At 64.3% G+C, this 24199-nt stretch carries 25 protein-coding genes; 15 read left to right on the forward strand and 10 right to left on the reverse strand.

Annotation, left to right across the window (positions count from 1 at the left end):
* Window positions 1–35 precede the first annotated feature (35 nt).
* The 8 genes from FRF71_RS03055 to purU all read right to left on the reverse strand — a co-directional run bounded on the left by FRF71_RS03055 (window position 36) and on the right by purU (window position 11460).
* Window positions 36–1409, reverse strand: coding sequence for an alkaline phosphatase PhoX (locus FRF71_RS03055; protein WP_147089181.1), 1374 nt, complete (start codon window positions 1407–1409; stop codon window positions 36–38).
* Complete coding sequence (locus FRF71_RS03060; protein ID WP_147089182.1) at window positions 1406–2425, reverse strand: phytase; 1020 nt, start codon at window positions 2423–2425, stop codon at window positions 1406–1408. Before FRF71_RS03060 ends, FRF71_RS03055 begins: the two co-directional genes overlap by 4 nt.
* Entirely contained in the window at window positions 2425–5199 is a 2775-nt protein-coding gene (locus FRF71_RS03065) for a TonB-dependent receptor (protein ID WP_147089183.1), read from the reverse strand. Before FRF71_RS03065 ends, FRF71_RS03060 begins: the two co-directional genes overlap by 1 nt.
* Before the next feature lie 115 nt (window positions 5200–5314).
* Complete coding sequence (locus FRF71_RS03070) at window positions 5315–6994, reverse strand: alkaline phosphatase D family protein (protein WP_147089184.1); 1680 nt, start codon at window positions 6992–6994, stop codon at window positions 5315–5317.
* 116 nt (window positions 6995–7110) lie between these two features.
* Window positions 7111–9369 (reverse strand): TonB-dependent receptor, encoded by a 2259-nt coding sequence (locus FRF71_RS03075; RefSeq protein ID WP_147089185.1) that lies wholly within the window; start codon window positions 9367–9369, stop codon window positions 7111–7113.
* Between the two features lie 257 nt (window positions 9370–9626).
* Window positions 9627–10070 (reverse strand): type II 3-dehydroquinate dehydratase, encoded by a 444-nt coding sequence (locus tag FRF71_RS03080; protein ID WP_147089186.1) that lies wholly within the window; start codon window positions 10068–10070, stop codon window positions 9627–9629.
* A 69-nt stretch (window positions 10071–10139) separates the two neighbouring features.
* Window positions 10140–10595: a MaoC family dehydratase gene (locus FRF71_RS03085; RefSeq protein ID WP_147089187.1), complete on the reverse strand. Its 456-nt coding sequence runs from the start codon at window positions 10593–10595 to the stop codon at window positions 10140–10142.
* A gap of 10 nt (window positions 10596–10605) precedes the next feature.
* On the reverse strand, window positions 10606–11460 hold the full coding sequence (purU, locus tag FRF71_RS03090) for a formyltetrahydrofolate deformylase (protein ID WP_147089188.1): 855 nt from the start codon (window positions 11458–11460) through the stop codon (window positions 10606–10608).
* Window positions 11461–11505: 45 nt separating this feature from the next.
* Here purU and FRF71_RS03095 point away from each other — a divergent pair, with 45 nt between their 5' ends.
* The 8 genes from FRF71_RS03095 (at window position 11506) to FRF71_RS03130 (ending at window position 18830) form a co-directional block, all read left to right on the forward strand.
* Window positions 11506–11940: a gamma-glutamylcyclotransferase family protein gene (locus tag FRF71_RS03095; protein ID WP_147089189.1), complete on the forward strand. Its 435-nt coding sequence runs from the start codon at window positions 11506–11508 to the stop codon at window positions 11938–11940.
* Between the two features lie 122 nt (window positions 11941–12062).
* Entirely contained in the window at window positions 12063–12266 is a 204-nt protein-coding gene (gene rpmI, locus FRF71_RS03100; protein WP_067536462.1) for a 50S ribosomal protein L35, read from the forward strand.
* Between the two features lie 13 nt (window positions 12267–12279).
* Complete coding sequence (gene rplT / locus FRF71_RS03105) at window positions 12280–12639, forward strand: 50S ribosomal protein L20 (protein WP_147089190.1); 360 nt, start codon at window positions 12280–12282, stop codon at window positions 12637–12639.
* A gap of 167 nt (window positions 12640–12806) precedes the next feature.
* The gene (locus FRF71_RS03110; protein WP_147089191.1) at window positions 12807–13694 is read left to right on the forward strand and encodes a helix-turn-helix domain-containing protein; all 888 of its coding nucleotides are present in this window, start codon (window positions 12807–12809) and stop codon (window positions 13692–13694) included.
* On the forward strand, window positions 13694–14602 hold the full coding sequence (locus FRF71_RS03115) for a helix-turn-helix domain-containing protein (protein WP_147089192.1): 909 nt from the start codon (window positions 13694–13696) through the stop codon (window positions 14600–14602). The genes FRF71_RS03110 and FRF71_RS03115 overlap by 1 nt, the downstream gene beginning before the upstream one ends.
* Window positions 14603–14674: 72 nt before the next feature.
* Entirely contained in the window at window positions 14675–15772 is a 1098-nt protein-coding gene (gene pheS, locus FRF71_RS03120) for a phenylalanine--tRNA ligase subunit alpha (RefSeq protein ID WP_147089193.1), read from the forward strand.
* Between the two features lie 13 nt (window positions 15773–15785).
* Window positions 15786–18179 (forward strand): phenylalanine--tRNA ligase subunit beta, encoded by a 2394-nt coding sequence (gene pheT / locus FRF71_RS03125; protein ID WP_147089194.1) that lies wholly within the window; start codon window positions 15786–15788, stop codon window positions 18177–18179.
* Window positions 18180–18209: 30 nt separating this feature from the next.
* Complete coding sequence (locus tag FRF71_RS03130; RefSeq protein WP_238339390.1) at window positions 18210–18830, forward strand: GNAT family N-acetyltransferase; 621 nt, start codon at window positions 18210–18212, stop codon at window positions 18828–18830.
* A 3-nt stretch (window positions 18831–18833) separates the two neighbouring features.
* Here the strand turns inward: FRF71_RS03130 and aroC are convergent, their stop codons facing one another.
* On the reverse strand, window positions 18834–19901 hold the full coding sequence (gene aroC / locus FRF71_RS03135) for a chorismate synthase (protein ID WP_147089195.1): 1068 nt from the start codon (window positions 19899–19901) through the stop codon (window positions 18834–18836).
* Window positions 19902–19975: 74 nt separating this feature from the next.
* Between aroC and FRF71_RS03140 the strand changes: the two genes are divergently transcribed.
* From FRF71_RS03140 to FRF71_RS03170, 7 genes are all read left to right on the forward strand, one after another.
* The gene (locus FRF71_RS03140; RefSeq protein ID WP_147089196.1) at window positions 19976–20287 is read left to right on the forward strand and encodes an antibiotic biosynthesis monooxygenase family protein; all 312 of its coding nucleotides are present in this window, start codon (window positions 19976–19978) and stop codon (window positions 20285–20287) included.
* The gene (locus FRF71_RS03145; protein ID WP_147089197.1) at window positions 20284–20631 is read left to right on the forward strand and encodes an arsenate reductase; all 348 of its coding nucleotides are present in this window, start codon (window positions 20284–20286) and stop codon (window positions 20629–20631) included. Before FRF71_RS03140 ends, FRF71_RS03145 begins: the two co-directional genes overlap by 4 nt.
* Window positions 20610–21233 carry a nicotinamide riboside transporter PnuC gene (gene pnuC / locus FRF71_RS03150; RefSeq protein WP_238339392.1) on the forward strand — a complete coding sequence of 208 codons (624 nt, stop codon included), beginning with the start codon at window positions 20610–20612 and terminating at the stop codon, window positions 21231–21233. The genes FRF71_RS03145 and pnuC overlap by 22 nt, the downstream gene beginning before the upstream one ends.
* Window positions 21230–21760, forward strand: a complete 531-nt coding sequence (locus FRF71_RS03155) for an AAA family ATPase (RefSeq protein WP_238339393.1) — start codon at window positions 21230–21232, stop codon at window positions 21758–21760. Before pnuC ends, FRF71_RS03155 begins: the two co-directional genes overlap by 4 nt.
* 81 nt (window positions 21761–21841) lie before the next feature.
* Window positions 21842–22114 (forward strand): hypothetical protein, encoded by a 273-nt coding sequence (locus FRF71_RS03160; RefSeq protein WP_147089199.1) that lies wholly within the window; start codon window positions 21842–21844, stop codon window positions 22112–22114.
* Window positions 22115–22216: 102 nt separating this feature from the next.
* Window positions 22217–22417, forward strand: coding sequence for a hypothetical protein (locus tag FRF71_RS03165; protein WP_147089200.1), 201 nt, complete (start codon window positions 22217–22219; stop codon window positions 22415–22417).
* 108 nt (window positions 22418–22525) lie between these two features.
* The gene (locus tag FRF71_RS03170; protein WP_147089201.1) at window positions 22526–23449 is read left to right on the forward strand and encodes an MlaA family lipoprotein; all 924 of its coding nucleotides are present in this window, start codon (window positions 22526–22528) and stop codon (window positions 23447–23449) included.
* Here the strand turns inward: FRF71_RS03170 and ubiG are convergent.
* Complete coding sequence (gene ubiG / locus FRF71_RS03175) at window positions 23419–24156, reverse strand: bifunctional 2-polyprenyl-6-hydroxyphenol methylase/3-demethylubiquinol 3-O-methyltransferase UbiG (RefSeq protein WP_147089202.1); 738 nt, start codon at window positions 24154–24156, stop codon at window positions 23419–23421. The two genes, FRF71_RS03170 and ubiG, sit on opposite strands and share 31 nt — an antisense overlap.
* Window positions 24157–24199 lie beyond the last annotated feature (43 nt).

Here is a 24199-nt window from a genome sequence, read left to right on the forward strand (position 1 = left end):
AGAGATGGGACAGCCATGTTACAGCTTGGTGACGATCAGCCGGCCAACTTGTGCCACGGCCCGGTAATCGCCAGCGTGCGGCCGGGGGAATAGGCATTGACGAACAGGGTCTTTCCATCAGGTGAGAAGCAGGCCCCGGCCAACTCGGTTTCGGCATTGAGCCGGGCGAGAGTATAGGTCCGCCCTTCCGGTGTCACGCCGCGCAGGTGGTTAATCTGCGCACCCTTGCGATCCTCGCAGACAATCAGGTGACCCCAGGGTGCAACCGTCAGGTTGTCGGCATAGTCCATCAGCTTGGGATCGGTGGACTCATGGAACAGCTCGATCTGACTGGGTCGGCTGGTACCGGCCGAGGGGACATAGCGCATGATCTGGCCAAAACGCCCAGCCCCGCCCGAAGTGCAGGTAAAGAAGAACTCCACCCCGCCCTTCTTTCGCTGACCAAGATGGATGCCTTCACCTCGGGCAAAGCGCGCAGCGCCTGCTTCGTAGCCGCGCTGACGCAGATCGTCATTCGGGCTCTCTACCTCTTCAAGGTCGATCCACTTGACCGCGCGCTTTGCACCCATTGCCCAGTCGGCAGCGTTCCAGTTGCGGCTGTCACGCCCGCCGTCGGCGAAAGCCAGGGCCTGCAGCTTGCCGCCCTGGGTAAACTTGCCCGGAACATTGGGGATGAAGCGATAGAACAGGCCGTCGTCCTGATCCTCGGTCTGGTAAACGATCCCGGTGGTCGGATCGACCGCCGCCGCCTCGTGGCGGAAGCGGCCCATGGCTTTGAGCGGGACTGGGTCGACCAAGCCAGTTTCAGCGGCGGGCACTTCGAACACCCACCCGTGGTAGGTGCCGGTTTTGGGGGCCGTGACGATGGTCTCCTCGCAGCTGAGCCACGATCCCCAAGGCGTGACGCCGCCCGCGCAATTGGTCGAGGTGCCGGCCAGCGACAGGTGCTGACCCAGCACCTGTTCACCCTTGGCATCAAGCACCAGCGTGGTCGTTCCGCCGGGAAGGACGCGTCCGCCCTGTCCTCGGTCGAATATCGTCTTGGCGGCGAGCTTTTGCTCCAGCGCCGGATCAACCCCAGCGGCACCTTTGGATTCGCTGCCCAGGCTAAGTTCGTGGTTGCGGACCAATGCCAGTCGCCCATCGGCGAGCGGGATGCAGCCCATTCCGTCGAAATTGTCCGGCACGATGAAGCCATCGTCCATCCGCTCGCCGGCCTTGGCCAGCACGCGGTAGGAGAAGCCTTCAGGAAGGTCGAAATAGCCCGCCGGGTCTGCGCGCAAGGGGCCATAACCCGGTACTTCATTGCGATAGCTCTCGGCCTGCTGGGCCAGCCCGACGCGAGTCCAGCCGCCGATGGCCAGGGCCGCAAGACTGGATGCGGCAAAGCCGCGGCGGCTGACGATCATCGCTTGGATTCCTTGGTGCTGGCTTTTACCGCCCGGATGATATCGCGCCAGGCCACCAGTTTGAAGTTCTGGGCCGCCGGTTCGTTGTGCCCATCCTGGGCAACGAACAGACCGCCTGGGTAGTTCTTGCCGAAGCTGCCGGGGTGGACCTCGATCCCGTCGGTTTCCTCGACGCTGCCGACCTTTCCCGACGTGACCCGGAAGCGACCGGCAAAGCGGTGATCGGGCAGGCGAAACAAGGCAAAGGCATTGTCGCCCTGGCTCGACACGACCAGCCAGCCGCCGCGGCCGCCGCGCGGCATGATCGCCAGACCTTCAACGTCGGCAACAAGCTGCGTGCCATCGACGGAGGCAATCAGTTGGCCTTCCAGCCCGCCTGACGTCCTGGCATCGAACACCCAGACGCCGCGATCTTCCTCACCGACGTAGAGCTTCGCGGAGCGCGGATCGACCACACAACCTTCGGTCTGAGTGGTGAGCTGCATCGTCCGGGCGGTTGTGCCAACGGGTTGCCCGTCCAGCTTGACCCGGATGTGAAGGATCGTCCCGTGCTTGAGGACCGAATAGACGTTCAGCGCACCACCCTGCCGCCACAGACAGATGCCATAGGCTTCACCAGCACCGCCCTCGACACGGCCAAGCGGCGTCAGCGTTCCCGCCCGAGTGTCGAGCCGATAGAACTGGATCAGCGCACGGGTTTCGTCGTTACGGTCGCTCGCTGCAACGATCACGCCGCTGCGGCCCATATCGACAAGAGCAACGTTGTTGACCCGTCCCGCTGCGGTAAAGCCCTTCACCTGCCCGTCGAGGCCATAAACGTAGAGCCCCGCCTTCTTGTCGGTCGCAACGATCAGGCTGCGCTCGGGCTGGCGGGGGTTGCGCCAGATCGCCGGGTCATCCGCCGCATCGTCGTGCGCCGTTCCGACCGGCACAGTTTCACCCTGAGCGGCCACTGTCGCCGTCTGGGCCGCGACCGGCGCAGCCCAGACTAGCGCGGCAAGCAGAACTGCCCGCATCAGAAGTTCACCCGAATCCCGCCGCTGTAACGGCGACCAAAACGCTCCCACTCGATCGTCTGGTTGGTTGTGGTCGGGCTGGGCGTACCGGTTGCGGTCAGCAGATTGCCCGGCTCCGAATAGCGCCGGCCCGGCTTGTTGAGCAGGTTGGAGGCGTCGAAGTAGATTTCGACGTTCTTGGTGATTGCATAGCGGGCCGAGAAATCTAGTTCGTCGTCAGCAGCCCAATAGGTGTCGCCGCCATCGGCCAGGTCATCGGCGATCCCGTCCAGCCAGGTGCTGCGACGCTGGTACTGCAGGCGCAGCGACAGGCCATACTTCTCGTAATAGCCGCCGACGTTATAGACCACGTCTGAGGTACCCGGCAGGCGGACCTTGCGGTTCGGGATAGCGCCGATCGCCGGCTTGGTCACTTCGCTGTTGTTAAGCGTCAGGTTGGCGCTGATGCCGAATCCGCCCATCCACTCGGGCAGACCCAGGTTCGCGGTCCACGGCTCGAGCTGCAGCTGGGCCGCCGCTTCGAAGCCGTAAACGCGGCCATCGCCCCCGTTGGTGATCCCGGTGAACACATAGCCCGACCGGTCGATGCCGCCCGAGTTGAGCGCATCCGACCCAAAGGTTCGGGTCTGGCGATAGAGGACGTCTTTGACCTTCTTGTAGAACACCCCGGCCATCAGATAGCCCTGCGGGCGCAGGTACCATTCGAAGTAAGCATCGACGCCATAGGCTTTTTCCGGCTTTACCGCCGGGTTGCCGCCCGAAATCGCCTGGTTGGCATCGTTGATCGTCACGTTCGGGCGCAGCTGGTCATAGTCAGCCCGCGCCGCACCGCTGTTGAATGACAGGCGCAGCTTCTTCGTATCGTCTACGTTGAAGTTGAGGTGCAGGCTGGGGAAGGCCATGGTGCGCGAGGCTTCGGCCGTGACCGGGCCCGTAACCCCAGCCACCGTGGCGGTCGCAATGCCTCGGTTCTTGAGGTGTTCGACCCGAACGCCGCCCAGAATGCTGCCCCAATCATACTTTACCGTCCCCATCAGAAACCCGGCAAAGACCTGCTCGCGCACGTCATAGATGTTGCCCGTAACCGGCACGGCCGTGAAGCGCGAGCGTGCCGCTTCGGACGCCGCGCGCATCAGGTCGGTGTTGAAGTAGCGGAAGGTATAGCCCATCGCGATCTTGCCCAGGAACGGATCGGACAACGAGAAAGCATTGTAATCGCTGGGCAATGCAATCGCGGCCAGCTGTGCCGCCGTGTTGAGCAGGATCTGGTTTTCGTCGACTACCTTGGTGCGCTGATCAAACTGGAAGCCAAGCTTGAGTGTAGCATCACCGCCCAGCAACGCGGTCTCGCGCGAGAGGACCAGCTTGCCGGTGTAGGCATCGGTCGTGTCGACCGCGTCCAGCACGGTCAGCGAACTGGGGGTCTTGGCAAAGGTGTCGATCGCCGTGACCTGGGTGCCGGCCTGATAGCGGGTCGGGCTGGACAACTGCACTGTGTTGAACAGCGTCAGCCGCGCAAAGCCCGGATCGCTGAAGTCATAACCCACGGTCGGGCGCAGGCCGCGCGTCGACGGACTGTCCCAGGCGATTTCGCCGACCACCGATCGGTCGTCCTTCGACTGGGTGTAGTTGGCTAGCCAGGCCAGATTCCAGCCATCGGCGAAGTCATGCTTGCCCTCCAGCGTGTTGGTGAAGATCGACTGGCGAAAAGCGCGGAGCGTGCTGCGCTGGCGGATATCGATGCCATAGATCGTGCCCTTCAGCGGAGTGTTGCCAATGCAGACATCGGCATAGCCCGAAGTGGTCGGTGTGGGGTTGGGCGTGATCGTGCAGGCCGAAGGATCGGCGACGAGGTCACCCTGGCGATCATCGAGATCGAAGCGGTAATTGTCGCGCGCCTCATCATCAGTGAAGATCGTGTAGATCGACCGCAGCGAAACGGTGTTTGCGCTGTCCGGCTTCCAGTCCAGCCGGCCCGAAACCGACCAGTTGCGACGGGTCAGGCGGTAAAGCTTGTTCTCGGTCTCGTGAACCCAGAAGCGGGTAGCGGCGCCTGGACGCTGATCCTGCGCAACGCGCTCCCAGTCGTTCTCGAAATTGTCGGTGACCATGTTGCGCTCGTAATAGCTGGCCGAAACCAGCACCCCGAGCTCGCCCTCGCCCAGCGGCAGCCGGTCGGACAGGACCAGCGAGCCTTCGTATTCGCGTTTGTCACCCAGTTCGGCAAAACCGATCCCGGCCTTGCCGGCGGCGTGGAGCCCGCCATAGTCAAAGGCGGAACGGGTAATGACATTGACGTTGCCCGAGACAGTCTCGCCCGGCATGTCCGGTGTCACCGCCTTCGACACGACGATCTGCGCCGCGATCGCCGAAGGGACCGAGTCAAACCGCGCATCGCGTCCTTCCGGGCTGACGACGTTGATCCCGTCGAAGCTTAGTGTGGTCCAGTAGTTGGGCGCACCGCGCAGCGAGATATAGCGGGCCTGGCCCTGGTCGCGCTCAATGGCTATGCCGGGCAGGCGGCTGGCAGCCTGGGCGACGTTCTGGTCGGGTAGGCGGCCGACCGAGTCCGATGCCGCCACCGTCACAAGCGAATCCGCCTCGCGCTGGACCTTCAGCGCAGCAGCCTCGGATTCGGCGATCGGACGAGTCCCAGTGACAACGATAGTGTCGGCATCAGCCTCGGCGGCTTCCTCGGCCTGGGCGGCGGACAGCGGAGCGAGCGTGCCGATGGTGCAAAGCAGGACGGCGCGAAAACGGCGAAGCGAAGTCATGATGGTTTCCCCGAAACGTGTGTTGCGGGGCGGGCATTACGGCTGTTGCGTGACTCCGTGACGGCGCTTTGACGACAAATGGCTTACACAAATCAGACGTTTGTGACGCACCTTGTCACATCCGGATCAGGTCCAGCCCCGCATCGCCGCGCACCATTCGCCATTCGCTCACCGGGCGCGCCGTATAGCGCTGGCTGCGGATGTTGCTCATGGCGATAAAGCTGGCACGGCCTTCGTTGCGGGTCAGCACAACGCGGACGTAACCCTGGTGCAGGTTGTCGGTCCAGACCACCTCTGGATTGTGCTCGGCGAAGGCGGCATCGAGCCTGGCGGCCGTCGCCGGATCGAACCCGCTTTCGATGAAATCGCCTGGAGACGTGACGCCCGAGGTTCCCAGCTCAACGCCCATTGGCTGACCAGCAGCATTGGCCAGGCGATTGGCCCAGAAGCTGTGGCTGTCACCAGTCAGGAAAACCAGGTCATCGACACCCGCTTCGCGCGCCTGGCTGTAAAGCCGCTCGCGCGCCCAGTCATAGCCATCCCAGGTATCGGGATAGAACGGCAGGTTCCACTTGCCTTTCCACGCCATGTCCACCGCCGCCGAAAGCGGCTTACTCTGGCTGGCCGGATCCGGAATCAAGCCAAGTCCAACCACATCGGGAACGCGGGTGCGGGCAATCGGCATGGGATTGCCGATCAGCCGCCACGGCAGGTTGCCCAGCTTCGACTGGGTCCAGGCGGCCGTCAGGTCGGCCTCAAGTTCGCGCGCCAGCATGGCGCGGCCAACCGCGCCGAAGGTGTCACGCTCCATTTCGCGCGCGGCGGCATAGCTGGTGATGGTCTTGCGGTACGGATCATAGTCGATCTGCCTGGCGCGGGCGGTATGGCGAGTTTCCAGGGTCGCAAGCGTCGCCAGATCGCCGAACACCCAGGTCCGCCAGAACTGCATCCGTGTCCGGCCAGGACCAGGTTCGCGCACGGGCATCCACTCGAAATAGGCCTGGATTGACGCAGCCCGCCGATCGACCCAATCGCCTTCCTTGTCCGGCTGGTGGTTTTGCGCCCCGCCGGTCCAGGGGTTGTTCGCGCTTTCGTGATCATCCCAGCAGGCCAGCAGCGGCTTGGCGGCAAGCATCGCCTGCGAACCAGCATCGGTCTTGTACTGGGCGTGGCGGGTCCGGTAGTCGAAGAGCGAGACGATCTCGTTCGCCGGCTCGTGCACCCGGCCGATCTGGCGGGCGATGTCCCCGCCCCAGCCATCCGCGCCGTACTCGTAGATATAATCGCCAGTATGCAGAACGAAATCGACCGCCCCGTCGCGCGCGATCGCATCGTAAGCGTTGAAATAGCCGAAGGCGAAGTTGGAGCATGACGCGAGCGCGATGCCCAGCTGCTCGACCCGCCCCACCGGCAGGGTGCGGGTCTGCCCTACCCGCGAAGTGACGCCAGCCGCCCTGAAGCGATAGAAATAGCGCCCGCCGGGCTCCAACCCTTCGGCCAGGACCTTGACCGTGAAATCACGTTCCGGCCCGGCACTAGCCCGACCCTGGCGCACGATGCGGGCGAAGCGTGGATCGCTCGCCACTTCCCACTCGACTTCCAGCGGCGCGGAAACGGTTACCCGCGTCCAAAGTACCACGCTGGTTGCATCGGGGTCGCCGCTGGCCACTCCGTGGCGGAATACCTCGGCCCCGCCCGTCGCCGCTCGTGCCAATGTGGGCAAGGCAGCTACGGCGGCGGTGGCCGAAATTGCGGCCAAGGTCGTACGGCGGGTAACGGAAGCGGGCTTGCGCATCGGATGCTCCTGCGTAAAATCCGGCTGCTGGCTTGCCGCACTTGCTGCCGGTCGCAAAGGTCAAAAGAGGGGCGGGACAGATCTGCCCCGCCCCAGTTCAGGGAACCCAATCCGGATCAGAACCCGGCCTTGAGCGTGACGAAGAATTGCTGGGGCGCGCCCACCAGCAGGGTCTGGCGATCCCCGCTGTTGCCCGTGCCGCCAGAATTGATGGTGCCCAGGTACTGCTTGTCGAACAGGTTGGTCGCGTTCAGCTGAACCTCGATCCCGTCGGTCACCCGGTACCCGATCGAGGCATCGACGATCGCCCGGCCCGGCACCGACTGGTCATTGGTGTAAGTGAAGTAGCGCTTCGACATGTAGTTCACGCCGATCCGCCCGAAGATCGGACCCTGATCATAAGTCAACTCACCGCGCAGCATATGCTTGGGCGAGTCCACCACCGTCTTATCCTTGATAGCTGCCAGCAAGGTGCCGGAGATGTTGCGGACATCGTCGCGGTAGGTAGCGTCAGTGTAGCTATAGGAAGCGAACAGGCCCAACCCGCCGCCAAGCTTCAGGTCGCCGACAGCCTCGAACCCGACCGAGCGGACCGCCCCGACGTTCTGCAGCACCGAGGGGCTGCCGACGATGCTCGGGCCGCTGGCGGCGGAGAGCAGGCGGTTCTTGAAGTTGACCAGATAGACCCCGACCACCCCGTTGAGCACCGAGCTGTTGTAACGCGCGCCCAGCTCATAGGTGTCCGAGGTTTCGGGCTTGAGCGTATTGACGATGGCATTGAAGCCGGTCTGGTTGGTCGAGAACGGACCCGTCGTCGTGGCCGAGGCGAACGAGCGGGTGGCCTGGGTGAAGCCGGCGAAGAGTTCGGCATTGCCGCCCAGCGAGAGGTTCGCGCCAACATGTGGCTGGAACCAGTCGGTCACGCCGATCTTACCTTGAGGGAAACTTGCGGCGACGACGGCAGTGGCCTCATTGGTGACCTTGAAACCCTTCCAGCCAAGGTTGATCTTCAGCTGTCCCAGGTCGATCCGATCCTCAACGAAATACTGCAGCGTCTCGGTGTCGAAATCGAACTCCCACTGGGTGAAGAACGGATTTTTAGGATATTCGCGGAACGAGCGGCCCGGGTTGGTCCGGCTTTCAAGGTCATAGAAACGACGCGCCTGGTTGAAGCTGTTGGTTTCATACCAACCGCCGACCGACAGCTTGTTCATGCCGGCATCCCAGTCGATCCGGCCAAACAGACCGCCGCGATCGATCTTGTACTCGGTCGTGCGGATCGAGATGGGAACACCGTTGGGGCTTGGTACATAGGGCGTGCCCCACAGGCCCATGCCCTTGTTGTGGTGGTAGTAGGCCCGCAGTGCGACCTTCACATCATCACCCACCGGGCTCTTGAAGCCCAGCGCCGCGACCGTGTCCTGACGCAGCCCCGAGGCATCGTAGTAGGCATCGTCGACCGAGGTGTAGTTGCCCGGATAGACCGTACCCGCAGCGGCGTTCGAAACCGGCGCGCCGGTTTCGCCGCGGTTGTTGCCAATGTCAGCCAGGCGGATCGCCAGCGCATAGTCTGGATAAAGGTTGTCGGAATCGTAGCCCAGCCGCGCCAGCATCCCGAGCGACATGTCCTGATAATCCTGCTCGCGCCGGTCCGAGAAGCTGAACCAACCGTCGAGTGTCGCTTCACCAAGCGGCACAACCACCTTGGCATTGACCATGTGCTGGTCCTGCTTGCCCTCGCCCTTGTACTTGTCGGTCGAGCCGTAGCCATAGGAGACAAAGCCGCGCACACCGTCCGCGCTACCCGCGTTCAGGCGCACGAAGCCGCGAATCGTGTTGTCGCTGCCGTAAGTACCATTGGCCTGGACCGCGAGACGATCGAGCGGATCCATCGAGAACGTTTCGACCGTACCACCAAGGTTGTTGGTGGACTGGGTGCCGAGCGATCCTGAACCCTGCGTCACGCGCACCGTGCCGATGTTTTCCGGGCTTACCACGCGGCTGATGTGCAGGCCGTTGTGGTTGCCATAGCTCATGTCGCCCAGCGGAATGCCGTCAAAGTTGAAGCCCAGCTGGTTTTGGTTGAAGCTGCGGATCGTGACGCGGGTCGACCATTCGTAGTTGCCGAAGGCATCCGCCGACTGGATATTCACGCTTGGCAGCTTCTCGATCGCTTTCAGCGGGCTGGTTCCCGGCAGCAGCACGGCGATGTCGCGCGCACCCACTTCCTGGACCTGCTTGGTTTCGCCCTGTCCGAAGACGATGATTTCGCTTTCGTCAGCAGCGGCGGCAGTTTCCTCTTCGACTTCTTCGGCCCAGGCAGCCTGCGAAAGCAGAGCAGTCGAAGCAAGCAGCACGGCAATCAGATTACGCATAGTACCCCCATCCAGGTTTGGTTCGGGGGCGGGTTAGGCGGGCAGTGTTACGCCGCGATGTGATCTAAATGATGCTCTGCGGACAACCCGGCGACGAGATTATGACCGGCGCTTACAAATCGCGAGCAAACGGGGCGCAATGGCGGTTCCTGCAGGACTCGGGTTAGAATGATGGTCAGAATTGGGCCGTCATGGAATAACGCTGGAATGTTATGCTTTTCCGCCAAGGGTCCTGGCCGATTCCGTCCCTGCCAGCGCTAGTTGCGGCCTTGCCCCGCCAGATAGCGCACCGCCAGGCCATAGCCGGCGATCCCCAGGCCAGAGATCACGCCCGTTACCGCTGCGGTCATGATGGTGTCCTTGCGCCAGGCCTCGTCGCGGCGGTGGATGTTGGAGATGTGGACTTCCACCACCGGGCATTCGACCAGCTTGAGTGCATCAAGCACCGGAAAGCCCGCATAGGAAAAGGCGGCCGGATTGATAACCATGCCGGCCAGACCCGTCCGGCCCTGCTGGATCCACTCGACCATTTCATGTTCGGCGTTGGTCTGACGGAAATCGATCGTGAACCCCGCTGCTTCGGCTTCGGCGCGGCACAGGGCCTCGACGTCAGCCAGAGTTGCGTGGCCATAGACCTCCGGCTCGCGCGTGCCGAGCAGGTTGAGGTTGGGTCCGTTGAGGACGAGGATCGTTCCGGCCATCTGCGCGCCAAGCTCCCTGTTGCTTCGCCGCCTTATCGCAATCGCCGGGCGGCGCAAACCCGTGGCGGTTCAGGCGGCCGGCTTCTTGCGCTGCAGGCCAGAGCGCTTGCACGAAGCGACCAGTTCGCCGCGCTGGTTGAACGCCTGATGCAGGAAGGTGACGATGCCGGCGTCGGGCCGCGACTTCGATCCCCGCAGCTCCAGCACTTCGGTCACGATATTGAGCGTATCGCCGATGAAGACCGGCTTTGGAAACCGCACCTCGTCCCAGCCGAGGTTGGCGACTGCCGTGCCCAAAGTCGTGTCGCCCACGCTGACGCCGACCATCAGGCTGAGCGTGAAGCACGAATTGACCAGCACCTGGCCATATTCGCTGCCCTTCATGTACTCGGCATCCAGATGCAGCTGCGCCGGATTGTGCGAAAGGGTAGTGAACAGCACATTGTCCGTCTCGGTCACTGTGCGGCGGATCGCATGATCGAACCGCTGGCCCACCGACAGTTCGTCAAACCAGACTCCGGGCATCGCTCTCTCCCTAGCTGCGGAACACGACCGTGCGGCTGCCGTTCAGCAGGACGCGGTCTTCCAAATGCAGGCGCACCGCCTCGGCCAGCACGCGCCGCTCGATATCGCGGCCCTTGCGGACCAGGTCATCGGGCGCATCGGCATGGCTGATCGGCTCGACATCCTGGTGGATGATCGGCCCTTCATCGAGATCGGCGGTCACATAGTGTGCCGTCGCGCCGATCATCTTGACCCCGCGCGTGTGGGCCTGGTGATAGGGCTTGGCACCTTTGAAGCCGGGCAGGAACGAGTGGTGGATATTGATGCAGCGCCCGGCAAGATGGGCTGACAGGTCGTCCGAAAGAACCTGCATGTAGCGCGCCAGAACAACCAGCTCCGCCCCAGTTTCGGCAATCAGGTTGCGCAAGGCGGCTTCCTGCTGCGGCTTGGTCTCGGGCGTGATCGGCAGGTGATGATAGGGCAGATCCCCCGGCAGGCTGGCCGCCAGAGCATCGCGCGGGTGGTTGCCGACAACGGCCACCACATCCATTGCCAGCTCGCCCAGCCGCTGACGATAGAGCAGATCGGACAGGCAATGGTCGAACTTGCTGACCAGGATCAGCACCCGGCGCCGGTCGCTGGCCGCCCGCAAGGTCCAGCGCATCCCGAGCTTGCTGGCAAGCCCGTCCACCGCCGCGCTATAGGCATCAAGCCTAGTCCTGCCGGGGGCAAAGGCCACGCGCATGAAGAACTGTCGGTCGGCGATATCGTTGAACTGCTGCGCCTCAAGGATATTGCCGCCCAGCTCGAACAGCAGCCCGGTTACCCGGGCGGTGATTCCGGGGCGGTCACAACAGGACAGGGTCAGGATCAGGCGGTCGGACATCGCAATGCTCTTGGCGGATGGCGCGCACTTTGCCAACACCACCGGATGCGCTTCTTCTTTTACGGCACGCTCCAGGCCGGCAATCTCAATCCCGCGATCGCCGCGATCCATGGCCGTCTGGTTCCGCAAGGACCGGGCCGGATCACGGGCGCACTCGTCGCTGTGCCCGATGCCGATGGATGGTTACCTGCATTGGTCCCCGGCGATGGCGAAGTGTACGGCCAGGTCTATGCCGCGGGTCCGGAATTCTCGGCAGAGGACCTTGCCGCGCTCGACCGCTACGAGGAGTTTGACCCCGCCTCGCCCGAAACGTCGTGGTACCTGCGCGAGACGCGGACGCTGACAAGCGGCGAGCTGGTGACGGTCTATCGCATGAATGGGGCCCCGCCAGCAGATGCCTTGCCAATCCCCGGCGGCGACTTTCGCGCCTGGCTGAAAACGCAGAACCTGCCGGAATTCCAGGGCCGCGATAGCGCTTAGGCCTTGCCTTCGCGGCGATTCCCGCTTAGGGGCGCGCCCTTAATTGACACGGATTCGATGACCTGCCTGGCTTACAAGGGCTGCCATGGCCGGTTGGACGTGTCTCGAACAAGGAGACGAAAATGCCCAAGCTCAAGACCAAGAGCGGCGTCAAGAAGCGCTTCAAGCTCACCGCCACTGGCAAGGTGAAGCACGGAGTTGCCGGCAAGCGCCACCGCCTGATCAGCCATAACGGCAAGTACATCCGCCAGAATCGCGGCACCGACGTCATTTCCGACGCCGATGCGAAGACGATCAAGAAGTGGGCGCCCTACGGGCTCAACTGAGGAGTACTGAAAGATGAGCCGTATCAAGCGGGGTGTTACCACCCGAGCCAAGCACAAGCGGATTTTGGATCAGGCCAAGGGTTACCGCGGCCGCCGCAAGAACACGATTCGCGTTGCCCGTCAGGCCGTCGAAAAGGCCGGCCAGTACGCCTATCGCGACCGCAAGGTTAAGAAGCGGACCTTCCGCGCCCTGTGGATCCAGCGCATCAACGCTGCCGTCCGCGCCGAAGGCCTGTCGTATTCGCAGTTCATCCATGGCGCGAAGTTGGCCGGGATCGAACTCGATCGTAAGTCGATGGCCGATCTGGCGATGAACGAAGGCGGCGTCTTCGCTGCCATCATCGCGCAGGCCAAGGCTGCCCTGCCGGCCTAAGCCGCAGGCAGCTGCCACAGCGCAAGGGGCGCGGACGGCAAGCCGTCCGCGCCCTTTTCGTTTCGTATAGAGGTGATAGGCCTGAAAGGCTTGCGAGCAGGGGCCACGAATGCAACACTCGCTCCAATCCCGTTGCGAGCACGGGAAACAGGGGTGATTCACTAGCCATGAGTAGCCAGCGACTGGGCGAAGCGGTGCGCGTACGCTTCTTCATGCCGTCGCCGGCATTGGCGCCCTATATCACCACCTACTACCTAACCGAGGTGGATATCGCCGCCGATGACCGGATCGAGGACTGGCTCCATCCCGAGTGGGCCAACCTGCGGTTTGCCCATAACGATAGCTGGGAAGCAGCGATCGGCTCACAGCCGCTTCAACCGATGCCGCACTTCATCGCTACCGGGCCGACCAGCCAGGCTGCCCGGTTCCGGACTGGTCCGATGCGCAGCTGGGGGATCGGTCTCTTGCCGGTCGGGTGGGCCCGTCTGGTCGGCAGCGACGCCGCGGCGCTGGCCGATCGGTCGGTGGATGGCGCGACGAGCCAGGCCTATGCCCACTTTGCTCCGCTGCTCGACACGATCTTCGCCGGCGCGCCCGACCCGGCGGGCGAAGCACAGCGGATCGATAGCTTCCTGCTGCAGCTGCTTGACCAACGTCCGCCAGCTGAAGACGAAATCCGGATCAAGGCAGCCCACGCCGCCTTGGTCGATCTCGATTCGGGCACTGTCAGCGAACTGGCCGACAAGATCGGATTATCGCCGCGTTCGCTTGAACGGCTCTCGCTGCGCGCCTTCGGTTTTTCACCCAAGCTGTTGCTGCGCCGCCAGCGGTTCCTGCGCAGCCTGGCGCAATTTCTGCTTGATCCCTCGCTGTCATGGATCAAGACGCTGGACTGCCAATATGTCGATCAAGCCCACTTCGTGCGCGATTTCAAGCGCTTCATGACCATGAGCCCCAGCACCTATGCCGCGTTGGAACATCCGGTCCTTGGTGCTGCCGCCAAGGCGCGTGAGGCAGCGGCCGGGGCAGCGGTCCAGGTTCTGCATCGCCCCTGATGCCCGACGCTCTCCCTGCCGACGTAGCCGTCAAGGTTCGGTTCCACGCACCGCCGCCAACGCTGCAGGCCTGCTTCACGTCGTTCTACTTGACCGAGATCGACGTGCCCCCTGGCGCGGTTGTGACCGACGCGCTCCAGCCCGAATGGGCCAACCTGCGCTTCTTTGGCGGAGAGCGGCCCCAGGCCTGGATTGAAAACGGGGACCGGGTCGAGAATGCGCGTTTCGTCGCCACCGGCCCCAGCACGCGCTCGACCAATTTTAAGCTGGGGCAGACGCGCTTCTGGGGGATCGGGCTCATGCCATTGGGCTGGGCCCGGTTCATTGGCCAGCCCGCTGCCGACCATGCCAATTTGATCGCTGACGGAAACCGCCACGTTAGCTTCGCCCGTTTCCGGTCGCTGGCCCACAGCCTGACCCTGCGTGTTGAGGACGAGGCGGAAGAGCTAGCCCGGATCATCGCCTTCTTCGACGCGATCCCCCCAATCGATCAGGACGAGGAAGCCCGGATCCTGGCGATCCACGCCGCCCTGGTCGATCCTGAGGTCGCAACCGTTACCGATATGGTCCAGCGGATCGGCACCAGCCAGCGCACGGTCGAGCGGGCCTGCCTGCGCCACTTCGGCTTTCCACCCAAGCTGCTGCTGCGCCGTCAGCGCTTCATGCGCAGCCTGGCTCAGTTCATGCTCGATCGCTCGCGCAAGTGGATCGGCGCGATCGATGAACATTACCACGACCAGGCCCAGTTCGTGCGCGACTTTCGTGAGTTCATGGGCATGAGCCCGCGCCAATATGCGGCCATGCCACATCCCGTGCTGGAACGCTTCATGTACGAGCGTGCCCGCGTCCACGGCGCCGCTGTGCAGACGCTCGACGTGCCGGCCGGAGCGACCACTCCGATCAAATAGCAGATTCGGTTTTGACCCTGCCTGCAAGGCCGCTAAAGGCGCCATTCCAAGCAAAGGACAGGGCCCAAACCAGTGGATTACGCAAGCACCCGTGAAGCGGCGCTGGCACGCATTGCCGCCGCGCAGGATCTCGACGCGCTGGAAGCTTTGCGGATCGAGTTTCTGGGCAAGCAGGGTTCCATCTCGGGCTTGCTCAAGACCCTGGGCACGATGTCGCCAGAAGAGCGTCAGAGCGTCGGACCGCAGATCCATGCCCTGCGCGAGGGCGTGACGGATGCGCTCGCCAGCCGCAAAGCGGCGCTTGAAGCTGCCGTCCTCGAAGCACGCCTGGCCAACGAGACCGTCGACCTGACCCTGCCCGCCCCCGAGGCACCGCGCGGGTCGGTCCATCCCGTCAGCCAGGTGATGGACGAACTGGCCGAGATCTTCGCCGACCTGGGCTTTGCCGTCGCGACCGGTCCTGAGATCGAGGACGACTGGCACAACTTTACCGCGCTCAACATCCCGGAAAGCCATCCGGCCCGGGCCATGCACGATACCTTCTACTTCCCCGACAAGGACGCGGAAGGCCGCGCCATGCTGCTGCGCACCCACACGAGCCCGGTCCAGATCCGGGCGATGATCGAACAGGGCGCGCCGATCCGGATCATCGCCCCGGGCCGGGTCTATCGCAGCGATAGCGACGCCACGCACACGCCGATGTTCCACCAGGTCGAAGGCATGGTGATCGATCGCGGCATTCACCTCGGCCACCTCAAGTGGACGCTCGAGACCTTCCTGAAGGCCTTCTTCGAGCGCGATGACATCGTTCTGCGCCTCCGCCCCAGCTACTTCCCCTTCACTGAGCCTTCGGTTGAAGTCGACGTCGGCTTCGCGCTGGTGGGTGGCAGGCGCGTGCTCGGCGGTTCAGGCGATGCGCCGGGTCATGGCTGGATGGAACTGCTCGGCAGCGGGATGATGAACCGCAAGGTCATCGCCGCGGGCGGACTCGATCCCGATGAGTGGCAGGGCTTTGCCTTCGGCGTCGGCGTCGATCGCCTGGCCATGCTGAAATACGGCATGGATGACCTGCGCGCCTTTTTCGATGGCGATGCTCGCTGGCTGTCGCACTATGGCTTCAACCCCAACGACGTCCCGACCCTGTCGGGCGGCGTCGGCACTGCGGCTTGAGGAGGGCGGCGCAATGAAGTTCTCGCTTTCCTGGCTCAAGGACCACCTCGACACCTCGGCTTCGGTCGAGGAGATCGCGGCCAAGCTCAATGCCGTCGGGCTTGAGGTGGAGGGGATCGAGGATCCCGCCGCCAAGCTCGCCGGATTCAAGGTCGCCAAGGTGCTGACCGCCGAGCGCCACCCCAATGCCGACAAGCTGCAGGTCCTCACCGTCGATACCGGTCACGGCACGCCGCTGCAGGTTGTCTGCGGTGCGCCCAATGCCCGCGCTGGCCTGGTCGGCGTGCTCGGCCTGCCGGGTGCGGTAGTCCCGGCCGGCGGGTTCGAACTCAAGAAGAGCGCAATCCGCGGCGTCGAGAGCAACGGCATGATGTGCTCGACCCGCGAGCTGGAGCTGGGCGACGATCACGACGGGATTATCGAGCTGCCGGCCGATGCGCCGGTTGGCACCGACTTTGCCGACTATCATGGCACCGATCCGGTCTTCGACGTGGCAATCACGCCCAATCGGCCGGACTGCATGGGCGTCTACGGCATTGCCCGCGATCTGGCGGCGGCCGGTCTCGGCACGCTGAAGCCGATCGCGGTTCAGGCAGTACCCGGCAGCTTCCCCTGCCCGCTGCCGATCCGCACCGACGATCCGGAAGGCTGCCCGGCCTTCTTCGGCCGCGCGATCCGCGGCGTGAAGAACGGCGCCTCGCCGCAGTGGATGCAGGACCGCCTGCTCAGCGCTGGTCAGCGGCCGATCTCGGCGCTGGTTGACATCACCAATTACGTCATGCTGGCCTATGGCCGCCCGGCCCACGCTTATGACCTTTCCAAGCTGACCGGTGCGATCTTCGCCCGTCGCGCCCAGGATGGCGAACAGGTGCTGGCGCTTAACGGCAAGGAGTACACGCTTACTGCGGCAATGACCGTCATTGCCGATGACATTGGCGTCCACGACATCGCCGGGATCATGGGCGGGGAGCATTCGGGCTGTTCGGATGAGACGACCGACGTGCTGCTGGAAGTGGCCTATTTCGATCCGGTGCGGATCGGCGAAACCGGCCGTGCGCTCAACCTGACCTCGGATGCCCGTGCCCGGTTTGAGCGCGGTCTCGATCCAGCCTTCCTCGATGCCGGTCTTGCAATCCTGACCGAACTGATCGTGGAGATCTGCGGCGGGGAGCCGAGCGAAGTGATCCAGGCCGGTAATCCGCCCGCCGGGACCAAGGTTGTGGCCTATGATCCGGCCATGTCGGAAGGCCTCGGCGGCGTTGCCATTCCCGGCGAGCGCCAGCGCGAGATCCTCGCTGCGCTTGGTTTCCATGCCGATGCGCAATGGAACGTGACCGTGCCGAGCTGGCGCCCGGACGTCGATGGCGCCGCCGATCTGGTCGAAGAAGTGGTCCGCATCCATGGGCTCGACAATGTCGCCAGCGTCGCGCTGCCCCGCGTTGATGGCGTCGCTCGGCCGACCGCGACCCTGGCGCAGAAGCTGGAGCGCAAGCTGCGCCGCGCTGCCGCCGCGCGCGGGCTCAACGAAGCGGTCACCTGGTCGTTCCTGCCCGAAGACCAGGCGGAGGCCTTTGCGGACGGCAACGGCGGCCTCTGGACGCTGGCCAATCCGATCAGCGAAGACCTGAAGGTCATGCGCCCCTCGCTGCTGCCGGGCCTGCTCTCCGCCGCCAAGCGCAACGGCGATCGCGGTGCTGCCGGCCTGCGACTGTTCGAATTGGGCCGCCGCTACCTGCGCGGCGAAGGTGGCCACAGTGACGAACGGCTGACTCTTGGCGTCGTTCTGGCAGGCGAGAAGGCCGCGCGCGGCTGGGCAACCGGCAAGGCCGTGCCCTTCGACGCCTTCGATGCCAAGGCCGAAGCGCTGGCATTGCTGGCCGAAGCCGGTGCGCCGGTCGACAACCTGCAAGTCATGGGCGAGGCCGGTGCGCAGTTCCATCCCGGCCAGTCGGCCACCTTGCGGCTTGGCCCCAAGACAGTCCTTGCCCGCTTCGGCATGCTGCATCCGGCGCTGCTCAAGCAGTTCGATGTCGACGGGCCGGTCGCTGCGGTAGAGCTGTTCCTTGACGCCATCCCGGCCAAGCGCGGCGCCGCCGGCTTTGCCCGCGCCGCCTATGCGCCCCCGGCACTGCAGGCCGTAACGCGCGACTTTGCCTTCCTGGTCGATGCCAAGCTTGCGGCAGGTGACCTCGTTCGCACAGTCAAAGGCGCGGACAAGGCGAACATCGTAGCCGTCCGCCTGTTCGATGACTTCCGCGGCCAGGGCGTGCCCGAGGGACAGAAGTCGCTGGCCGTCGAGGTCACGCTGCAACCCGCCGAAAAAAGCTATACCGAGGCTGAGCTGAAGGCGATTGCCGAGGCGATCACCACGGCTGCGGCGAAACTCGGGGCGGTGCTGAGAGGTTAAGTCCGTACCGAGCCGAGGGAGCTGCCCCGCGTGTCACAAGTGCCGCAATGCAGCGATTTCGACGAACGGGTCATTCAGACCCGGCTGGAGGACGGCCGCGCGATCTGCATTCGTGCGGTCCGCCCCGACGATGAAGAGCGGCTGCGCGATGGCGTGGCGCAGCTTTCCAATCGCTCGCGCTACTTGCGGTTCTTCACCCCGGCCCCGACCATGCCCGATCACGTGATTGAAAAGCTGGCCGATGTTGACGGTCATCGTCACCTGGCTTGGGGCGCGCTTCTGTCAGACGTTCCGGATCACCAGGCAATCGGTGTGGTTCACGCCGTCCGTTCCGAGGAGAACGGTCCCCGTGCCGAATTTGCCATCGCCGTGCTTGATGACTTTCATGGGCAAGGTCTCGCGCGGATGCTGTCGGCAGTGCTCCTGATTCATTGCTGGCTGGAGGGCATTGCCACCCTCGACTCCCAGGTCCTGCTAGAGAACCGACCTGCGATCCGCCTGCTTCGCTCGCTCGGGGCCGAGCAATGTCGCAGCGCGGATTCGGTTGGCGAATATGCGCTCAATATCGCGGCTGCCCTTGAGATCCTGCGCCGGGCGGACCAGCCAGCCGGCCTCAAGCAGATTTTTGCGGCCTTCGACGACTTACTGTGAAACTCAGCCGCACTGTCCGCGATGCAGCAGTTTCTGGTCGGCCAGGACCAGCGCCATCATCGCTTCGACCACGGGCACGCCGCGAATTCCGACGCAAGGGTCATGGCGGCCCTTGGTGCGGATTTCGGTCGCGCCGCCATCGCGGTCGATCGTTTCCACCGGGGTCAGGATCGAGCTGGTGGGCTTGAACGCCACCCGCACCTTGACCGGCTGACCGGTGCTGATTCCACCAGCGATCCCGCCAGCGTGGTTGGCCAGGAACTCTGGCCCGCCCTCGCCCGGGCGCATCGGATCGGCGTTGTCCTCGCCGCGCAGGCGGGCGGCAGCAAAGCCATCGCCGATCTCGACGCCTTTGACCGCATTGATGCTCATCATCGCGGCGGCCAGCTCGCTATCGAGCTTGGCATAAAGCGGCGCCCCCCAACCGGCGGGAACGCCAGTGGCCACGCATTCAACCACCGCGCCGACCGAAGACCCGGCCAGCCGCGCGTCGTCGACGATCTTTTCCCAGCGCGCCGCAGCCTTGGCATCGGGGCAGAAGAACGGGTTGTTGCCGATCTCAGCCGCATCGAAGTTGGCCAGATCGATCGCATCGCCGCCGATTTCGGCGACATAGCCAATGATCGCCACTTCCGGGATCACCAGCCGGGCGACGGCCCCGGCGGCGACCCGCGCCGCCGTTTCGCGCGCCGAGCTGCGCCCGCCGCCGCGATAATCGCGAAAGCCGTACTTGGCGTCATAGGCATAGTCGGCATGGCCGGGGCGATAGGCCTTGGCGACTTCCGAATAGTCCTTGGAGCGCTGATCGACATTCTCGATCATCAGGCTGATCGGCGTGCCGGTCGTCTTGCCCTCAAACACGCCGGAGAGGATCCGCACCGCGTCCGGCTCCTGCCGCTGGGTGGTGAACTTAGATTGGCCCGGACGGCGTGCATCGAGGAACGGCTGAATCACCGCTTCACTGATCGCCAGCCCCGGGGGGCAGCCGTCAACCACGGCGCCCAACGCCGGCCCGTGGCTTTCGCCCCAGGTGGTGAAACGCAGCAGACGGCCGAAGGTGTTGAACGACATAGTGCTGCGGCTTTGGCGGCAATGTGGTGAAAAGTCCACTAGCGAGCGCGGCGTCTGCGCCTTAGGAAGCGCCCATGTTCTTGGTCGTCTTCCGCAATCGCAAGCGCCCCGATATGGATGCGGCCGCCTATGCCGCCGACGCCGCGCGGATGGAGGAACTGGCCGAGGCCCAGCCAGGGTTCATCTCGTTCAAGAGCTATGTCGCCGATGATGGCGAGGTCATCGCCCTCTCCGAATGGGCCAGCGCCGAAGCGGCCCATGCCTGGGGCCGCCACGCCGACCACGCCACGGTTCAGCGCCGCGGGCGCGAGGCCTATTACGAGAGCTACACGCTCTACACTGCGGACAAACCGCGCACCCACCAGTTCGAAAGGCAGCCCGAGTGAGCCTGATTGTCTACGGCATTCCCAACTGTGACACCGTCAAGAAGGCGCGGACCTGGCTTGATAGGCAGGGCCTTGCCTTTACCTTTCACGACTACAAGAAGGCCGGTGCCGATGCGGCGAAGCTGGCATCCTGGTGCCAGGCGGCTGGCTGGGACAAGGTGCTCAACCGCGCCGGCACGACCTTCAAGAAGCTGCCCGAGGCTGACAAGGCCGATCTCGATCAGCAGAAAGCAGTTGCGCTGATGGCGGCCAATCCCAGCTGCATCAAGCGGCCGATCGTCGAACATCCCGGTGGGCTGCTGGTAGGCTTCAAGGAAGCCGAGTGGGCGGCAGCTTTGGGATGATCCTTTCGCCCGAAACCCTGAAGATGCTGGAATGGCTGGCGGCGGCGCTGGGGGTGATCAACATTGCCCTGCTGATTTTCCGCTCGCAGTGGAACTTTGCCTTCGCGATCGCCTCGGTTTCGCTTTACGTCTTCATCTTCTTCGAGAGCCGGCTCTATGCCGAAAGCGGCCTGCAGGTGTTCTTTATCATCGCCAACATCTGGGGCTGGCTCGTCTGGCGCCGTTCGCTTGAGGCGGGCGAAGATGAAACCCGCGTCGCCGTGCGCTGGCTCGACTGGCGCAGCCGGGTGGTCTGGCTGACGGTCACCGCCGCGCTCAGCCTCAATCTGGGCTGGCTGATGCACAAGTACACCAATGCCGCCATGCCCTTTGCCGACAGCGCCATTGCCGGCGCTTCGGTCGCGGCGCAGATCCTGCTTGGCTATCGCCGGATCGAGAACTGGGTGCTGTGGGTCGCAATCGATATTGCGGCAGTGCTGCTCTACATCAACCGCGGCCTCTACCCCACCGCAGGCCTCTATGGCGGGATGCTGGTGATGAGCCTTTTCGGCCTGCGCGAATGGATCGCGGTCGAGCGCCGCCAGCGCGCAACCGCCGCGTGACCTTCACCGTCTGTTTTCATGGTGCCGAGAGCACGGGCAAGTCGGTCTTGGCTGAGCAGTTGTCGCGCGAGTTCGATATCCCATGGGTGCCCGAATACGGTCGCGCTTATTGCGAAGAACGCGGAACCGACCTGACCATGGCCGACCTGCTGGCGATTGCCGAGGGCCAGGCAGAGCTTACCCGCGCTGCCCTGGCCCAGCACCCGCCCATCCTGATTCTTGATACCGACCAGCTGATGACCGCCGCCTGGGCCGAGATGCTGTTTGGGGAGGTGCCCACGGCGCTGCTGGCCTATCCCAAGGCAGACCTTTATCTGCAGTTCGCCGCGGATGTGCCTTGGATCGCCGATGGCACGCGGTTCTTCGGGACCCAGGCGGAGCGCACGCGGTTCGCGCAATTGGCCCAGGATGTCCTGCTGCTCACCGGGGTCCCTTGGCTGCCGGTTACCGGGACGTGGGAGGACCGCGCCCGGACGGTCGGGAACATTTTGCGCCAAGGCCCGCTTGAACGGGTTCCGGGAAGCTGATCGACCCTCGCCGGCAGATGGCCACTGAGGGCGAACAGGTTCCGGAGTATCCGCCTTCGGGCTCACAACAGAGGACCTGCCATGCGCAAGATTGCCCTGATAACTGCCGTTGCCGCCGCCGCTCTTGGCCTTGCTGCCTGTTCCGAGAAGACCCAGGACGCCGCCGGGACGACCGCCGAATCCGCCGCCAATGATGTGGCTACCGGTGTCGACAAGGCTGCGGCTGCGACCGACGAACTGGGCGACAAGGCAGCCAACGCCGCCAACAAGGCCGCAGCGAACGTCGAGCAGGAACGGGCCGAAGCAGAAGCCGACCTGCACAATGAATCGGTCAAGGAAGCGAAGAACGACTGACCGGCGCCGGGCGCTCCCGGCATTGATGCCCCAGCTTCACAGGCTTGACCTTCGGGAACGATCGGTTCTTTCTGAGGACCGGCGTTCCCGAAAGGTCGGCTTATGAACCTGTTCAAGGCAGTTTTCCCCGCCGCGCTTCTGTCCTGGTTGGTCAGCTCGGCGATCGGCGGGCAAGGTTCGCGCGGTGCCTGGCTGACGATCGAGCGGCTACATTTCCAGCAACACAGCATGTTCTGGTCCTGGCCGCTGTTCGTGATCGGCACCGTGGTCGCCTGGGCGCTTTTCACGATGACCCCCAAGTGACCGGTAAATGCCGCATATACCATGGACAGTGTGCCCTCCATCAACCTAGACCTACCATTCCATGGGGCTAAGCCTCACTGAAAGCGAAGACCGACCTTGCAGATCCTGATGGCCGCAGCGCTGGCGGCCGCTCCTCTGACGGCTGAACCACCGGTTGCGCCACCTGCACCGGTTGCAGAGCCGGTCGCGCCGGCCCCGCCGCAGCCAGTGCCGCAGCCCGCTCCCGTCCAGCCGGAAGACCCCAACGCCATCGTCGTGACCGGCCGCGGCGCGCCTCCCGGCGACCCGGCCGCTGCCGTCAACGAGGTCAGCTTCGAGGCCGTCCAGGCGGTCGACAAGGCCTTCGTCGAGCCAATCGCCATGGGTTATGCCAAGGCCGCGCCGAAGCCGCTTCGGCAGGGGGTGCACAACGCGCTCAACAACCTTAGCGAGCCGATCAACTTTGTTAACTCGCTGCTTCAGTTGAAGGTCGGCAAGGCGTTCCGGGCGCTGGGCCGGTTCGGGATCAACTCCACAGTCGGAGTGGCCGGGCTGATTGATGTCGCAAAGCGCAAACCCTTCAAGCTGCCCTACGAACGCAATGGCTTTGCCAACACGCTGGGCTTTTATGGCATCGGCGCCGGTCCCTACATGTACTTGCCGCTGATTGGCCCAACCTCGGCCCGCGACCTGGTCGGGCGGGTGCTCGACCTGTCGCTGGTGCCGGGCGTAGCCGGCAAGCCGTTCAGCTCTCCCGCCTATGCACTTGGCACCGGGGTTGCCCGCTCGCTCGACGACCGGGTCGAGCTTGACGAGTTCCTGCGCCGTTTGCGCGGCGAGTGCACCAACCCTTATGCTGCCGAGCGCGACTATTACCTGGCCGTGCGCGAGGCCGAGATCGCGGCGCTGCGCAAGCGGCCGTTCGACCTTGCCAGCCGCTTGCCGGCCTGCCTAGCCGAAGGCCCAAAGGTTCGGGTTGGCCAGGCCGTGCCGCCGCCTGAGCCAGCACCGGCAGCCCCGGCTCAGGAACCCAGCGTCACCCCGCAGATGTAGTTGAGCGCAAGGTCGGCCGAGAGGTGGAGGCCCTTGGTCGGGCTCCAGCCAATGCCCTGCGGCTCGCCCATGACCAGCCCCGCATCGGCGAGTAGTTCGCGCAGCTCATCAGGTGTCACGAAATCCTGCCAGTGGTGCGTCCCGCGCGGGACCATGCCCAGCCGTTCGGCGCCTTCAACCAGCAGCAGCTTTGACTGCGCGGTGCGGTTTGGGGTGGAGAGGATCATCAGCCCGCCCGGGGCCAAGGCCCCTGCCAGCGCCTTCACGAAAGCCGCCTTATCAGCCACGTGTTCGATCACTTCCATCGAGGTGACCAGATCAAAACCCGTCAGGCGCAGCGCGCCGATATCCCCGCAGCGATAGTCAATCGCCAGCCCGCCACCCGCCGCATGGGCGCTGGCGACGGCAATGTTTTCTTCAGCGGCATCAACTCCGGTTACCGCTGCGCCCAGCCGCGCCAGCGGTTCGCACAGCAGCCCCGCTCCGCACCCGACATCGAGCGCGCGCTTGCCCGACAGCGGCCGAACCCCGCGCGAATCGGTGCCCCAGTGCGCATCGATGGCCGCGCGGATGAAGCCCAGCCGGACCGGATTAAGCTTGTGCAGCATGGCCGAGGAACCATTGGGATCCCACCAGTCAGCCGCCAACTGGCCGAAATGGGCGGCTTCCTCGGGCCGGATGGTCGCTCTGGAGGTTGCATTGCTCATAGAGCCTCCCTAACAGGGCGCGCGCCGCGGGGCGAGGGGTTCC

The organism is Novosphingobium ginsenosidimutans (assembly GCF_007954425.1).
Classification (GTDB): Bacteria; Pseudomonadota; Alphaproteobacteria; order Sphingomonadales; family Sphingomonadaceae; genus Novosphingobium; species Novosphingobium ginsenosidimutans.

What these genes read in the sequence shown, in the direction of transcription:
- FRF71_RS03075 (WP_147089185.1), bottom strand. Translation starts at nt 9,369, where the DNA reads ATGCGTAATCTGATTGCCGTGCTGCTTGCTTCGACTGCTCTGCTTTCG.
- FRF71_RS03170 (WP_147089201.1), top strand. Translation starts at nt 22,526, where the DNA reads ATGGCCGCAGCGCTGGCGGCCGCTCCTCTGACGGCTGAACCACCGGTT.
- purU (WP_147089188.1), bottom strand. Translation starts at nt 11,460, where the DNA reads ATGTCCGACCGCCTGATCCTGACCCTGTCCTGTTGTGACCGCCCCGGA.
- FRF71_RS03140 (WP_147089196.1), top strand. Translation starts at nt 19,976, where the DNA reads ATGTTCTTGGTCGTCTTCCGCAATCGCAAGCGCCCCGATATGGATGCG.
- rpmI (WP_067536462.1), top strand. Translation starts at nt 12,063, where the DNA reads ATGCCCAAGCTCAAGACCAAGAGCGGCGTCAAGAAGCGCTTCAAGCTC.
- FRF71_RS03110 (WP_147089191.1), top strand. Translation starts at nt 12,807, where the DNA reads ATGAGTAGCCAGCGACTGGGCGAAGCGGTGCGCGTACGCTTCTTCATG.
- rplT (WP_147089190.1), top strand. Translation starts at nt 12,280, where the DNA reads ATGAGCCGTATCAAGCGGGGTGTTACCACCCGAGCCAAGCACAAGCGG.
- FRF71_RS03160 (WP_147089199.1), top strand. Translation starts at nt 21,842, where the DNA reads ATGCGCAAGATTGCCCTGATAACTGCCGTTGCCGCCGCCGCTCTTGGC.
- FRF71_RS03055 (WP_147089181.1), bottom strand. Translation starts at nt 1,409, where the DNA reads ATGATCGTCAGCCGCCGCGGCTTTGCCGCATCCAGTCTTGCGGCCCTG.
- FRF71_RS03095 (WP_147089189.1), top strand. Translation starts at nt 11,506, where the DNA reads ATGCGCTTCTTCTTTTACGGCACGCTCCAGGCCGGCAATCTCAATCCC.
- FRF71_RS03085 (WP_147089187.1), bottom strand. Translation starts at nt 10,595, where the DNA reads ATGCCCGGAGTCTGGTTTGACGAACTGTCGGTGGGCCAGCGGTTCGAT.
- FRF71_RS03070 (WP_147089184.1), bottom strand. Translation starts at nt 6,994, where the DNA reads ATGCGCAAGCCCGCTTCCGTTACCCGCCGTACGACCTTGGCCGCAATT.
- FRF71_RS03060 (WP_147089182.1), bottom strand. Translation starts at nt 2,425, where the DNA reads ATGCGGGCAGTTCTGCTTGCCGCGCTAGTCTGGGCTGCGCCGGTCGCG.
- FRF71_RS03080 (WP_147089186.1), bottom strand. Translation starts at nt 10,070, where the DNA reads ATGGCCGGAACGATCCTCGTCCTCAACGGACCCAACCTCAACCTGCTC.
- ubiG (WP_147089202.1), bottom strand. Translation starts at nt 24,156, where the DNA reads ATGAGCAATGCAACCTCCAGAGCGACCATCCGGCCCGAGGAAGCCGCC.
- FRF71_RS03165 (WP_147089200.1), top strand. Translation starts at nt 22,217, where the DNA reads ATGAACCTGTTCAAGGCAGTTTTCCCCGCCGCGCTTCTGTCCTGGTTG.
- aroC (WP_147089195.1), bottom strand. Translation starts at nt 19,901, where the DNA reads ATGTCGTTCAACACCTTCGGCCGTCTGCTGCGTTTCACCACCTGGGGC.
- pheT (WP_147089194.1), top strand. Translation starts at nt 15,786, where the DNA reads ATGAAGTTCTCGCTTTCCTGGCTCAAGGACCACCTCGACACCTCGGCT.
- FRF71_RS03115 (WP_147089192.1), top strand. Translation starts at nt 13,694, where the DNA reads ATGCCCGACGCTCTCCCTGCCGACGTAGCCGTCAAGGTTCGGTTCCAC.
- FRF71_RS03065 (WP_147089183.1), bottom strand. Translation starts at nt 5,199, where the DNA reads ATGACTTCGCTTCGCCGTTTTCGCGCCGTCCTGCTTTGCACCATCGGC.